Source organism: Pseudomonas fulva NBRC 16637 = DSM 17717 (assembly GCF_000730565.1).
Classification (GTDB): domain Bacteria; phylum Pseudomonadota; class Gammaproteobacteria; order Pseudomonadales; family Pseudomonadaceae; genus Aquipseudomonas; species Aquipseudomonas fulva.
Genome location: NZ_BBIQ01000005.1, coordinates 215981 through 229130 on the forward strand (window position 1 = coordinate 215981; position 13150 = coordinate 229130).

Below are 13150 nucleotides of genomic sequence, written 5' to 3' on the forward strand. Positions count from 1 at the left end.
ATCGCTGTCCTCGCTTTTACATCGCCGTCCCTACTGATGCCGACCTGTACGTTGTACGCCCTGCCCTACCAGCCCGACCCGGCTGCCTACTTTTCCTGCCTGCGTGATGCGCCGGGTGCCATTTTGCTCGACAGCGCTCGCCCCGGCGCAGAGCGCGGCCGCTTCGACCTGATAAGCGCGTGGCCCGTGCAGCACCTGCAGGTGCTGGCGGACGAACCGGGGCGCGCCTTCCTGCAACGGTTGCGCGATGCGCTGGCTGCCTTGGGACCTGCACAGCTGCCACCAGAGAGCGAGCTGCCGTTTGCCGGTGGGTTGATCGGTTACCTGAGCTACGATTTTGGTCGTCGGCTTGAACACCTGCCGACCCAAGCGGTGGACGACCTCGGCCTGCCGGATGCCCAACTGGGCGTGTACGCGTGGGCGCTGGCGACCGATCACGCGACCCGTACTAGCCAACTGGTGTTCCATCCAAGCCTGGGCAGTGAAGAGCGTGAGCGACTGGTGCACCTGTTCGAGGAATGCGAGCCTACGGCCAATGGGGCTTTCAAGCTGCTCGCGCCGATGACCGGTGACCTTGCGCCCGAGCAGTACCATGCAGCCTTCGAGCAGGTTCAACGCTACATCCAGGCAGGTGACTGCTACCAGATCAACCTGACCCAACGGTTTCGCGCTGCTTGCCAAGGCGATCCCTGGCGAGCTTATCAAGCGCTTCGCCAGGCGTGCCCAACACCGTTTTCCGGGTTCCAGCAATTGGCAGATGGCAGCGCCTTGTTGAGCTTCTCGCCTGAGCGTTTCATCCGCGTCAGCAAGGGGCATGTGGAAACCCGTCCGATCAAGGGCACCCGTGCGCGGGGCCTGGATGCTGCCGAGGACGCGCGCAATGCCGAGCAGCTACGGCAAAGCCCCAAGGACCGGTCGGAAAACCTGATGATCGTGGACTTGTTGCGCAATGACCTGGGCCGTACGTGCGAGATTGGCTCTGTCAAAGTGCCTGAGTTGTTCAGCCTGGAAACCTACCCCAATGTGCACCACCTGGTCAGCAGCGTGACGGGGACGCTGGCGGCTGACAAGGACGCACTGGACCTGATCGGCGACAGCTTCCCTGGTGGCTCGATCACCGGCGCGCCCAAGATCCGCGCGATGCAAATCATTGATGAGCTTGAACCCACTCGCAGAGCGCTCTACTGCGGATCGCTGCTGTATGTCGATGTCCGCGGCGAGATGGACAGCTCTATCGCCATCCGCAGCCTGTTGATCAAGGACGGCCAGGTCAGTTGCTGGGGCGGTGGCGCCGTGGTGGCCGACTCTGAATGGCAGGCCGAGTACGAGGAGTCGATTGCCAAGGTGCGGGTGCTGATGCAGACCTTGCAGGCGATCTAAGGCGGTTTTACCCCGTCAACCGCTGGACGCACCTCGGCGCGCCCGCAACCAGGGTAGGTTTTTTGTTACCATTGCCTCACTACGAGCGCCCAGCGCCACAGCCAAGATGGAAACCGCCTGATGAGCCAACCTTTCGACGTCGCTGCCCTGGCAGCGGCTTACGCGGACAAATCCCCACAGGACATTCTAAAGCTCGCCTTTGAGCATTTCGGCGACGACCTGTGGATCTCCTTCAGTGGTGCCGAAGATGTGGTGCTGGTGGACATGGCCTGGAAGCTGAACAAGCAGGTCAAGGTCTTCAGCCTCGACACCGGACGGTTGCATCCAGAGACCTATCGCTTCATCGAGCAGGTGCGCGAGCATTATAACTTGCCCATCGAAATCCTGAGCCCCGACCGCAGCAAGCTCGACCCTTTCGTCAAAGACAAAGGCCTGTTCAGCTTCTACCGTGACGGTCACGGCGAGTGCTGCGGCATACGCAAGATCGAGCCCCTGCGCCGCAAGCTTGCGACCGTCAGCGCCTGGGCGACGGGGCAGCGCCGTGACCAGAGCCCAGGGACGCGCAGCCAGGTGGCAGCCCTTGAGGTCGACACAGGCTTCTCCACCCCGGAGCGCACGCTCTACAAGTTCAACCCCCTCGCGCAGATGACCAGCGAAGAAGTATGGGGCTATATCCGCATGCTTGAGCTGCCCTACAACAGCCTGCATGAGCGCGGTTTCATCAGCATCGGTTGCGAGCCCTGCACGCGCCCTGTGCTACCCAATCAGCACGAGCGCGAAGGTCGCTGGTGGTGGGAGGAATCGACCCAGAAGGAATGCGGCTTGCACGCCGGCAATCTGATTACCAAGGCTTGAAACGCGGGCGGCATCAGTAAAAAGGGCCGCTTGACGGCCCTGGCATCCAAGCATCAGTGCACCGGTAGCTCGACACCTTCGAACAGGGCCTCAAGCTCCTGCTTGTTGTGACACTGAATGGCCTTGGCCATCACTTCACGGGTCAGGTGCGGCGCAAACTTCTCGATGAAGTCGCACATGAACCCACGCAGGAACGTGCCACGCCGGAAGCCGATCTTGGTGATACTGGCCTCGAACAGTTCGCTGGCGTCCAGGGCCACCAGATCACCGTCCAGCTTGGCGTCGACCGCCATGCCCGCAACGATACCCACGCCCAGACCGAGACGGACATACGTCTTGATCACGTCCGCGTCCGCCGCCGTGAACACCACCTTGGGCGTCAAGCCACGGTTGCTGAAGGCTTCATCCAGCTTGGAGCGCCCGGTAAAGCCGAACACATAGGTAACGATGGGGTACTCGGCCACCGCTTCAAGGGTCAGCTTGGGCAGCTTCGCCAATGGGTGGCCCTGTGGAACTACCACGCAACGGTTCCACTTGTAGCACGGCATCATGATCAGGTCGCCGAACAGCTCGAGCGCTTCTGTGGCGATGGCGAAATCCACCGTACCGTCGGCGGCCATCTCGGCGATCTGCATCGGGGAGCCCTGATGCATGTGCAGGGACACTTCCGGGTACTGCTTGATGAAGCCACTGATCACCGGAGGCAAGGCGTAGCGAGCCTGGGTATGAGTAGTGGCGATGGAGAGCGTGCCCTTCTTCTCGTTGGAGAACTCCTGGGCGATCTGCTTGATACTTTCGACCTTGCGCAGGATCTCGCCAGCGGTGTTGATGATGCGCTCTCCAGCCGGGGTGACACGCGTCAGATGCTTGCCGCTGCGAGCAAATACCTCGACGCCCAGTTCGTCTTCGAGCAGGCGAATCTGCTTGCTGATCCCCGGCTGCGAGGTATACAGGCTTTGCGCTGTCGCGGAGACGTTGAGGTCATGGTGCGCTACTTCCCAGATGTAGCGCAGTTGTTGAAGCTTCATAGGTTTCCCTCAGTTCAGCATGGGTCAGCGGCAGCGGGCAGCGACGATATATAACTATATTAGTGGTAATCGCAATAAATCTAGAACTATTTTGTTACACAGCTTGGAATATGCCTACAGCGTAATTCAGGCCTTCCTACGACCTAAATGCTGTGCCAAAGGGACCATGTAGACCGGCACCGGCGAAAGCTGTAGCAGTCTGACCGCGGTCCTACCCAAGGGCACGTCCACGCCGGCCCCGGCGCTGTGGCTGCCGAAGACAAGCAAGTCGACGCTCAGACGCTGCGCCTGATCCAGGATCACTTGCGCAGGGTCGCCCTGGCGTACGCGTACCGCCTTGAGCACTGCCAGATCGGCTTGCTCCCCCAGCTCTTCTCGAAAATTTTCCAGTACACGCTGCTCGATGTTGGCCATTACCGTGCCTACGCCCTGGCTGTGCAGCTGATCAAGGGTGTGTTCATCCAGGTAACTTTGCAGGAGGGATTCAGCAAACTGGCCCATCGGTTCGACCGCATGAATCACGTACAACTCGGCACCGAATGTGCGCGCCAACGCAAGCGCATGCTGCATCACGAATGGCGCATAGACGCCGAGGTCTGTGGCGTACAGCAGAGAGCGGATCATTCGACCTCCTCGACTGCCATGGCGGCAGGGCAAGCTTGAGCTTAGCAGCGCATCAGCGCCTCGCTTGCCAAGGCTGATGCATGACTGCGCCTAGCGCATGGTCCCTTCACTGCGTTTACCGAGGTACGTCAGCGACTGGTACAACATCTCCATGCGGGGCAAATGGCAACCTGCCGCCTGGACGCGGGCCAGAGGTGCTGCATAGATGGCTTCTATTTCGAGCGGCCGATGGTGAACATGGTCGTGGTACATGCTGGGCCAGTAATCCGGCATGCGCTCGGTCATGCTCAGCAGCTGCTGGGCGTAGCCTGCGGGCATGGCATGACCACAAGTGGCGGCGCCCCCTATCACCTCCTCCATCAAGGCTTGCACCAGCGTGCGAGCATGGCTGTCGCCCAGCAGCTGGGCCGTGCTGGCATCGAGCAGCACTGACAAGCCGTTGAATGGGACGTTCCAGACCAGCTTCTGCCACCGTGCGCCAGCCAGATCAGGCATGCCGACGGCATTCACCCCCGCAGCCTGGAACAATGAAACCCCCTGCTCCACCAGGCGGCGTCCGCCATCGCTACTGGGGCCGCTGTGGTAACCCAGGTTCACGGTGCCTAACGCCTGATGGCGAATCACGCCGGGCGCCTGGCGGTCGGCGCAGACGAAGCACAACCCGCCAAGCAAGTGCATGTCAGCACGAAGCAACGGGCGCAGTTGCGCTTCGACATCCAGTCCGTTCTGCAGCAGGACCACGTTCGCATCCGGTGCAGCGGCCTGCACGATCAGCGGTGCCAGTTGAGGGTTGCCAGTGGCTTTGGCACCTATCAATAGCCAATCGCACGGCGGCATTTGCGCGGCGTCGGCGTAGCAATTCACGTTGCCATGCAGCTGCCCATGGACAGCACTGTGTACGGTCAGCCCATGCTGACGGACCGCTTCGTACTCGCTTCTGAGCAAAAAGTGCACATTGAAGCCGGCCTTTGCCAGCAACAGCCCGTAAAAGCCGCCTATGGCGCCACTGCCGATGATGCCAATCCGGGGGTTGCGCGCGCGCATGCGGTTCTCCTTCTCATGTCAGGCTGTTTTCACACCGGTCAAGCACCTTCGCGCAGGTCAATGTTCGCTGTCCACCCCGCCGCCCGGAAAAACCCCGTCTGCGCGGGGCAATGCCCATTGTGGCGCAAACGCTAACGCGCTAAGGTTCGGCTCCCCGCTGCGATTATTCTTGCTGCTGGGCCGCACGGGGATAGCTGGCGGCCGGCACCCGTGACCTGACGAGTAACACGATGGCTGATTTACCGATCGATGACTTGAACGTTGCATCCAACGAGACGCTGATCACCCCCGACCAGCTCAAGAAGGAAATTCCCCTTAGCGCCCAGGCCCTGCAGACCGTGACTGCTGGCCGTGACGTGGTGCGCAATATTCTCGATGGCAAGGATCACCGCCTGTTCGTCGTGGTCGGCCCTTGCTCCATCCACGACATCAAGGCCGCGCATGAGTACGCAGAGCGCCTTAAGGCCCTGGCCGAAGAAGTGTCGGACACGTTGTACCTGGTCATGCGTGTGTATTTCGAGAAGCCGCGTACCACTGTGGGCTGGAAAGGCCTGATCAACGACCCCTATCTGGACGACTCCTTCAAGATTCAGGATGGCTTGCACATCGGTCGCAAGCTGCTGCTCGACCTCGCCGAAATGGGGCTACCCACAGCCACTGAGGCACTGGACCCGATTTCCCCTCAGTACCTGCAGGACCTGATCAGCTGGTCAGCCATCGGTGCACGTACCACCGAGTCGCAGACCCATCGCGAAATGGCCTCTGGCCTGTCGTCGGCTGTCGGCTTCAAGAACGGTACCGACGGTGGCTTGACCGTCGCCATCAACGCCCTGCAGTCGGTGTCCAAGCCGCACAGGTTCCTTGGGATCAACCAGGAAGGTGGCGTTTCCATCGTGACCACCAAGGGCAACCCCTACGGGCATGTCGTGCTTCGCGGCGGCAACGGTAAACCCAATTACGACTCGGTCAGTGTCGCCCTGTGCGAACAGGACCTGGCCAAGGCCAAGATCAAGGCCAACATCATGGTCGACTGCAGCCATGCCAACTCCAACAAGGATCCGGCATTGCAACCGCTGGTGATGGAAAACGTAGCGAACCAGATTCTGGAGGGCAACCAATCGATTATCGGGTTGATGGTCGAGAGCCATCTGAACTGGGGCTGCCAGTCCATTCCCAAGGACTTGTCGCAGTTGCAGTACGGCGTCTCCGTGACGGACGCCTGCATCGACTGGTCAGCGACTGAGAAGACGTTGCGCAGCATGCGCACGAAGTTGAAGGACGTACTGCCTCAGCGCAATCGCGCCTGAGACCTCAAGGGGCCATCCAGGCCCCGTTGCCCGAAGCAGTGGTCACACCTTGCTGGCGTGACGCTGCTGACGCTCCATGTAACGTTCCACGTACGAGCACGAGGGTATCACCGTGTAGCCCATCTGCTCGGCATACTGCAGCGCGCGCTCGGTCAGGGCAGCGGCGATCCCACGTCCACGCAAGGCGTTGGGTACGAACGTGCGGTAGATGTCCAGCGTCTGCTTACCCAAGTCCATGTAGGTGAGGTAGGCACGATGACCGTCCACGTTGGTCTCGAACTGATGACCCGCCTGGTCATGGTGGATGGTCAGCGCTTCGCTCATCACTACTCCTTGCGGGCCTTTCCGGCAGACCCTTAGCCTGATCGATGGTCAATACCCGGCACACTTGGCACATGCATCATCTATTGCGCGTTGGACCGCTGGACGTCTGCGTTCGTTCGGGCTTTCTGTAAACCCACATACTAGGCGCATACCCGTGGATTGCTCAAGTGAAGCGCTTTGAATGAATGCAAGCTACCAACCGCTTACGCTGTTAAGTGTGACGTTAGCTTTGCCGACAAATGATGTACGACTAAGACGCACAAAGACAGTAGAAGTCACCCTTAGTTCAACACGAAAGTTGCCGTTAGTGTCGTGTTGCACCGCTGCCTCGGGGCTGGGAGCCACTGGCCAGTGTGGGCGCAGACACTGCGCACTGTTTTTTTTTGCAGTTCTTGCGTTCAGTCAGTTTACTTACTACAAGTAATGGGTACTATGTACGCCGGCCAGTTTCTCTTTTCTGAGAGATGGCTCATTAATAGAAAGTCCTTGAAGGGGAACACGATGAACAACGTTCTGAAATTCTCTGCTCTGGCTCTGGCCGCAGTTCTGGCTACCGGTTGCAGCAGCGTCTCCAAAGAAACCGAAGCTCGCCTGACTGCAACCGAAGACGCAGCAGCCCGCGCACAAGCTCGTGCCGATGAAGCCTACCGCAAGGCTGACGACGCACTGGCAGCCGCTCAGAAAGCTCAGCAGACCGCTGACGAAGCCAATGAGCGCGCACTGCGCATGCTGGACAAAGCCAGCCGCAAATAATAGTCCTTCGGGGCTGTTATCAAGCCGACCCCCTTGGGGGTCGGCTTTTTTTTGGTTTCGAAATCGCACGTTGGCGCGATGCGCCGCCCAAGACGCCTGGTGCGCCTTGGCAACGCCGTTCGCACAGCGGGTTACTGCATCTCCTCTGGAAGCGTCGAGACCATGGGTGTGGCGCCCTGATTGTCGACGGGCACGGCAATCTCCACCGGCATACCGTCTTCAGCAGCCACGACATCGCGGACCATGTCCCAGTTCATGCGCAGGTTATTGGCCAGGTCTTCGCGCTTGAGCAACGCGTTGATGACCGCCGTATGCTTGTCGACCACCGACGGATTGCCCTGATCATCCAGCGGCGTATGGGCTTCGAGGTATACCTTGCCCCCGCTCGACCCGAACTTGTACGGTTCGTTGATGATGCGAACCGGCGTACCCACTGGCACCATGCCCGACAGTTCCAGCACATTGTTGTTGAGCATGCGGAAGCAGCCATGGCTGGTACGCATGCCAATCCCGAATTTCTTGTTTGAGCCGTGGATCAGATAACCTGGTACGCCCAGGGTGAACTTGAAGGGCCCGAGCGGGTTGTCCGGGCCGGCCGGAACCACGGCAGGCAAGATGTCGCCATCGGCCGCATGTTCGGCCCGAATCGACGCCGGCGGCGTCCAGGTAGGGTTTGGCGTCTTGGCGATGATCTTGGTATTGGCAATTGGCGAGCCCCAGCCTTCGCGACCGATCCCCAGCGGGAAGGTGTGCACGACATTCTCGCCCTTGGGGTAATAATACAAGCGGTATTCGGCAAGGTTGATGACGATACCTTCGCGAGGGCCCGGTGGCAGGATGTAGCGCGTGGGCAAGATGATTTCGGTGCCGGCGCCAGGCAGCCAGGGATCGACGCCCGGGTTGGCGGCGATCATCTCCAGATAGCCCAGATCATTGGCCGTACCGATATCGGCGAATGTATCCTCGTACTTGGCCTTGATCACATGCACCTGACCGACGATGTCGTCCCCAGGTGGCGGCAGTGGCAACTCCAGTGCGACAGTGGGCCCCGCTACCAGCAAGGCGGCCAGGGACAGGCTACGAGTGACGGCGGGAAAGCGCGGCAACATCCGGTAAATCCTTTGGAAGGTGGGACGAAAGCCATGATTGTACACCCCCGCCCCAAGCAGCGGGAGGCACCCGGAGCCCGACACGGTTACAGATGATGAAAGGTGCGCGCCTAGACTGCCTGCAGCTGGGGCCAGATCGGCCGCATGCCCCGCCGTTGCGCGTCCAGAATGGCACGGCACAGCTCGCACAGTCGGGTATCGCGATAGATGGTGCGTGGTACGCCGGACCAGCGAGGGTGCGCGGGCAATAAACCCCCGCACAATGTTCTATCTACCGGCACGCCGAGTTCGAGCTGCCGCGCGACCAGGTGAACGCGACTTTCCTGGCAGGCGAACAGGTCAAGCTGTTCGTCGGGCTCGATCAATTGGTAGGCGAAAAGGGACCAGGCAGGGCGCGGCATCGGGGGTACTCGGAACGGGGGGCGCAACATTAGCCCAAACCCGCCCCCGTTTAAAGCGTCAGAGCAACGGTTTAAGCACCGGCCAGGCATTTTCCAGCAGCCGCTGCTGGGCGCCCTGGGCGGGATGGATGCCGTCGGCCTGCATCAACTCAGGAACGCCCCCTACCCCTTCCAGGAAAAACGGCACCAGGGCCACCTGCTTGTCCTTGGCCAGCTCCTCGTACACCTTGGCAAACGCCGTGGTATAGCGAACACCATAGTTGGGAGGCAGCTGCATGCCCAACAGCAGCACCTTGGCACCTGCCTGGCGCGACTGATCGACCATTGAGGCAAGGTTTTGTCGCAATTGCGCTGGCGGCTGCCCGCGCAACCCATCGTTGCCTCCCAACTCCAGCACCACCACCGCCGGCTTGTGCGCCGCCAGCAACGCAGGCAGCCGCGCTTGCCCGCCGGCGCTGGTGTCGCCACTGATCGACGCGTTGACCACTTTGTCGTCGAAACCTTCCTGGCGCAGGCGGGTCTGCAACAAGGATGCCCACCCGTAGCGGGTATCCAGGCCAAAACCTGCGCTGATACTATCACCGACAATCAGCACCGTTCCCGCAGTCGCGCTCTGGGCCAGGCAATACAGGGCCAGGCCGGCACTCATCAACCACATTCGCATCGGATTCTCCATGGGCCCCAGCATGCTCGTTGCGCAGCACCTTAGCAAAGTGGTCACCAGCGCGGAAGGTGAACTCACCATCCTGCACCCCCTATCGCTGGAGCTGGCCGCGGGGGACAGCCTTGCCATCGTCGGCGCCTCAGGTTCAGGCAAGTCGACCCTGCTTGGGCTGCTGGCCGGGCTTGATCAGCCCAGCGAAGGTTCGGTGACGCTCGCCGGGCACGACCTTGGCGCGCTCGATGAGGACCAGCGGGCGCGCATCCGGGCCGAGCACGTGGGCTTCGTGTTCCAGTCATTCCAGTTGCTCGACAGCCTCAATGCACTGGAAAACGTGATGTTGCCACTGGAACTGCATGGACGCGCAGACGCGCGCGATCACGCGCGCGCTTTGCTCGAACGCGTAGGCCTAGGGCAACGGCTGAGCCATACGCCGCGGCAACTGTCGGGCGGTGAGCAACAGCGGGTGGCCCTAGCCCGAGCCTTCGCCGCTCAGCCCGCCGTGCTGTTTGCCGACGAACCGACGGGCAACCTCGACAGCCACACGGGCGAGCGTATCAGCGACCTGCTGTTCGAGTTGAATCAGGAGCGCGGCACTACGTTGGTCCTGGTAACCCACGACGAGCGACTGGCGCACCGTTGTCACCGTCATATCCGCCTGGACGCGGGCCAGCTGGTCAGCCCCCTGGAGGCCGGATGAAGGGCATGCCGGCGTCGCGCCTGCTGGGGCTGGCCTGGCGGCAGCTGCTGCGTGATCTCAGGGCCAGCGAAGTTCGGGTGTTGTTCTTCTCGCTCCTGGTCGCCGTAGCGGCCAGTACTGCCATCGGGTATTTTGGCGCACGGCTCAACGGTGCCATGCAATTGCGCGCCAGTGAGTTTCTGGGCGCCGACCTGGTGCTGCAAGGCAGCGCCCCAGCGGCGGCGTCACAAATTACGGTAGGCAAGGCCTTGGGGCTGCATCACGCCCAAGTGGTCGAATTCACCAGCGTGGTCGGCGCAGATAACGGTATCCAGCTCGCGGGGGTAAAGGCCGCCGATAACGCCTATCCACTGCGTGGCCAGGTGCGCAGCGCCGCCGAGCCTTATGCCGAGGAAAACCCAGGCGGCGGGCCGGCAGCCGGCGAGGTGTGGGTAGAGCCCCGGCTGCTGGCGGCATTGGGCATGAACATCGGCGACAGCATCGATGTGGGCATGAAGACCCTGCGCATGAGCCGCGTGCTGACCTATGAACCGGATCGGGCGAACAACTTCTACAGCCTGACCCCACGGGTGATGATGAACCTGGCGGACCTGCCGGCGACCGGTGTGGTACAACCCGGCAGCCGCGTGACTTACCGTGACCTGTGGAGCGGCCCTGCCGCGGCATTGGCGCAATACCGTGCCAGCGTCGATAACACGCTTTCGGCCAGCCAGCGGTTGCGCGACACCCGCGATGGCAATCAGCAAATCGGCGGCGCACTGGGCAAAGCTGAGCGCTACCTGAACCTTGCCAGCCTCGTTGCAGTATTGCTGGCCGGTGTCGCCGTGGCGCTGTCTGCCAGCCGCTATGCCGCCAGGCGCCTGGACGCCAGCGCCCTGCTTCGTTGCCTGGGACTGTCGCGGCGCCAGGCACTGCTCCTGTACAGTTTGCAGCTGGCCATGCTCGGGTTTGCAGCGGCGATCGTGGGGGCCGCAGTAGGCTGGCTCGCGCAGCTGGGTTTGTTCGAGCTGCTGCACGGATTACTGCCCAGCGACGTACCGCCAGGCAGCCTGTGGCCGGCCTTGGCTGGAATCGCCACGGGCCTGGTCGCGCTGACAGGCTTTGCCCTGCCGCCGATTGCAGCTTTGGGTAAAGTGCCCCCGTTGCGGGTGTTGCGTCGTGACTTGCTCCCTGTCCCTCCCAGCAGCTGGCTGGTCTACGGTGCAGCCTTGTTCGCCCTGGGTCTTATCATGTGGCGGCTAAGCCTTGACCTGCTGCTGACCTTCGCACTCCTGGCAGGTGGCCTGGCGGCGGCCCTGGTCCTGGGCGGGTTGCTGTGGCTGGGTTTGCGCAGCCTGCGTCGGCTCCTGTCAGGGGCGCCGTTGGCCTGGCGGCTAGGGCTGGGCCAGCTGCTTCGCCACCCCACGGCCGCCGCTGGGCAGGCCCTGGCCTTCGGGCTGATCCTGCTGGCCATGGGCCTGGTCGCGCTGCTGCGTGCAGAGCTGCTCGACACCTGGCAGGCACAGCTGCCTGAAGACGCCCCGAATTATTTCGCACTCAATATTCTGCCTGACGATCAGGATCGCTTCGCCCAACAGCTCAAACAGATCAACGCCGCTGCTGCTCCTCTGTACCCGGTCACCCCGGGGCGGCTGATCGAGATCAACCAGCAGCCCGTTCAACAGATCGTCACGAAGGACTCCGCAGGCGAACGCGCCGTGCAACGTGACCTGAGCCTGACGTGGGCGGCGCAGTTGCCTGACGGCAACCAATTGACCGGTGGCCATTGGTGGCAAGGGTCACCAACCGATGTCGAGGTACCTGGCGTATCGGTAGAGGCCCAGCTCGCCGAAAGTCTTCAGCTGAAGTTGGGCGACACACTCACGTTCGATATTGGTGGCCAGCAACGTCAGGCCAAGGTGATCAGCCTGCGCAGCGTGCATTGGGACAGCTTCCAGCCCAACTTCTACATGATCTTCCAACCCGGCACATTGCAAGGGCTGCCTACGACCTATCTGACGAGTTTTTACCTCTCCCCCGGGCATGATCAGGAGATCGTCGCCCTGTCACGCGCATTTCCTGCGGTGACCATCCTCCAGGTCGATGCATTGCTCGCCCAATTGCGCAGCATACTTGCCCAGGTCACGCTTGCAGTAGAGTATGTGCTGCTGTTCGTACTGGCCGCGGGATTGGCCGTTTTGTTCGCAGGCCTTCAAGCCACCTTGGATGAGCGCATTCGCCAAGGTGCGCTCTTGCGTGCCCTGGGAGCCCAACGCCAGTTGCTGGTCAAGACACGGCGCATCGAATTCGGCTTGCTGGGGGCTTTGAGCGGTTTGCTGGCGGCGCTAGGGTGCGAGCTGATTACCTTGGTGTTGTATCACTACGCTTTCGCACTGCCCTGGAGCCCGCACCCGTGGTTGCTGCTCATGCCCGTCGCAGGCGCGCTGTTGGTAGGCTGCGCGGGTGTGCTCGGCACTCGCCGCGCACTTGATGCCTCACCGCTCACCGTCCTGCGTGAAGGGTGAAGCCAAGGCGGTCCTGCGTGACTCGGGACCGTCTTGCCGACGTGCCAGGCTTACGGCGAGCAGCTGCCCAGGCCGTGCTTCTCCAAATACCGCTGCTGGTCTTGGTCAGCCACCTGAAGGTGCGATGCCCTCTGGCTCGATCCCGATGTGTTCATGAAGTTGTTCGATATGCTCAGGGCGGATACCGCAGCACCCGCCTATGATCGTGGCGCAGGTGAAAGGCGCCACAGCATAACTGTTGGCCGTCACGATCCGCGCCGGCGCTTATGAACATCTTATGCGCCTGGAGCACGTGCTCTGGGGGCTCGATCAGCCCAAACGCCAACCGTTCCGGCTGCCTGAAGGGGGTTCCGCTGCGCTTGAGCACCTGCTCCATCCCACCGTCAAGCAGGTGATTGCGATAAGCCATTTGCATTGGTGACAAGCGCCGAGGGCGAAGGTCGCCAAGCCTGACGCACCT

Annotated in this window: 14 protein-coding genes; 6 read left to right on the top strand and 8 right to left on the bottom strand. The window is 61.6% G+C overall.

Features of this window, described 5'->3' with window-relative positions; all coding sequences use genetic code 11:
• Nucleotides 1–36 precede the first annotated feature (36 nt).
• Together pabB and PFU01S_RS07800 are read left to right on the top strand one after the other, a co-directional pair.
• On the top strand, nt 37–1380 hold the full coding sequence (pabB, locus tag PFU01S_RS07795) for an aminodeoxychorismate synthase component I (RefSeq protein ID WP_028686936.1): 1344 nt from the start codon (nt 37–39) through the stop codon (nt 1378–1380).
• A gap of 120 nt (nt 1381–1500) precedes the next feature.
• Nucleotides 1501–2235, top strand: coding sequence for a phosphoadenylyl-sulfate reductase (locus PFU01S_RS07800; RefSeq protein ID WP_027914605.1), 735 nt, complete (start codon nt 1501–1503; stop codon nt 2233–2235).
• A 53-nt stretch (nt 2236–2288) separates the two neighbouring features.
• Here PFU01S_RS07800 and cysB read toward each other — a convergent pair whose 3' ends face one another.
• From cysB to PFU01S_RS07815, 3 genes are all read right to left on the bottom strand, one after another.
• Nucleotides 2289–3263 (bottom strand): HTH-type transcriptional regulator CysB, encoded by a 975-nt coding sequence (gene cysB, locus PFU01S_RS07805; protein WP_023536044.1) that lies wholly within the window; start codon nt 3261–3263, stop codon nt 2289–2291.
• A gap of 126 nt (nt 3264–3389) precedes the next feature.
• Nucleotides 3390–3887, bottom strand: a complete 498-nt coding sequence (locus PFU01S_RS07810) for a universal stress protein (protein ID WP_027914604.1) — start codon at nt 3885–3887, stop codon at nt 3390–3392.
• A 90-nt stretch (nt 3888–3977) separates the two neighbouring features.
• On the bottom strand, nt 3978–4931 hold the full coding sequence (locus tag PFU01S_RS07815) for a putative 2-dehydropantoate 2-reductase (RefSeq protein ID WP_027914603.1): 954 nt from the start codon (nt 4929–4931) through the stop codon (nt 3978–3980).
• 230 nt (nt 4932–5161) lie between these two features.
• On the opposite strand from PFU01S_RS07815, the gene PFU01S_RS07820 reads away from it, so the two are divergent.
• Nucleotides 5162–6238 (top strand): 3-deoxy-7-phosphoheptulonate synthase, encoded by a 1077-nt coding sequence (locus tag PFU01S_RS07820; protein ID WP_027914602.1) that lies wholly within the window; start codon nt 5162–5164, stop codon nt 6236–6238.
• Nucleotides 6239–6280: 42 nt separating this feature from the next.
• Here the strand turns inward: PFU01S_RS07820 and PFU01S_RS07825 are convergent, their stop codons facing one another.
• Entirely contained in the window at nt 6281–6562 is a 282-nt protein-coding gene (locus PFU01S_RS07825; protein ID WP_023536046.1) for a GNAT family N-acetyltransferase, read from the bottom strand.
• Nucleotides 6563–7063: 501 nt separating this feature from the next.
• Here PFU01S_RS07825 and oprI point away from each other — a divergent pair.
• Complete coding sequence (gene oprI / locus PFU01S_RS07830) at nt 7064–7315, top strand: outer membrane lipoprotei OprI (protein WP_003259780.1); 252 nt, start codon at nt 7064–7066, stop codon at nt 7313–7315.
• A gap of 131 nt (nt 7316–7446) precedes the next feature.
• On the opposite strand, the gene PFU01S_RS07835 is transcribed toward oprI, so the two are convergent.
• The 3 genes from PFU01S_RS07835 to PFU01S_RS07845 all read right to left on the bottom strand — a co-directional run bounded on the left by PFU01S_RS07835 (nt 7447) and on the right by PFU01S_RS07845 (nt 9489).
• On the bottom strand, nt 7447–8424 hold the full coding sequence (locus tag PFU01S_RS07835; RefSeq protein WP_028686935.1) for a L,D-transpeptidase family protein: 978 nt from the start codon (nt 8422–8424) through the stop codon (nt 7447–7449).
• Between the two features lie 110 nt (nt 8425–8534).
• Entirely contained in the window at nt 8535–8825 is a 291-nt protein-coding gene (locus PFU01S_RS07840; RefSeq protein WP_027914600.1) for a hypothetical protein, read from the bottom strand.
• Nucleotides 8826–8883: 58 nt separating this feature from the next.
• Nucleotides 8884–9489 carry an arylesterase gene (locus PFU01S_RS07845; protein WP_027914599.1) on the bottom strand — a complete coding sequence of 202 codons (606 nt, stop codon included), beginning with the start codon at nt 9487–9489 and terminating at the stop codon, nt 8884–8886.
• 10 nt (nt 9490–9499) lie between these two features.
• Here PFU01S_RS07845 and PFU01S_RS07850 point away from each other — a divergent pair, with 10 nt between their 5' ends.
• Both PFU01S_RS07850 and PFU01S_RS07855 read left to right on the top strand, forming a co-directional pair.
• A complete protein-coding gene (locus PFU01S_RS07850; protein ID WP_028686934.1) occupies nt 9500–10186 on the top strand; it encodes an ABC transporter ATP-binding protein in 687 nt (228 codons plus the stop codon).
• Nucleotides 10183–12690, top strand: coding sequence for an ABC transporter permease (locus tag PFU01S_RS07855; protein WP_028686933.1), 2508 nt, complete (start codon nt 10183–10185; stop codon nt 12688–12690). Before PFU01S_RS07850 ends, PFU01S_RS07855 begins: the two co-directional genes overlap by 4 nt.
• Before the next feature lie 105 nt (nt 12691–12795).
• Here the strand turns inward: PFU01S_RS07855 and PFU01S_RS22810 are convergent, their stop codons facing one another.
• The gene (locus PFU01S_RS22810) at nt 12796–12939 is read right to left on the bottom strand and encodes a homocysteine S-methyltransferase family protein (protein WP_158545152.1); all 144 of its coding nucleotides are present in this window, start codon (nt 12937–12939) and stop codon (nt 12796–12798) included.
• Nucleotides 12940–13150 lie beyond the last annotated feature (211 nt).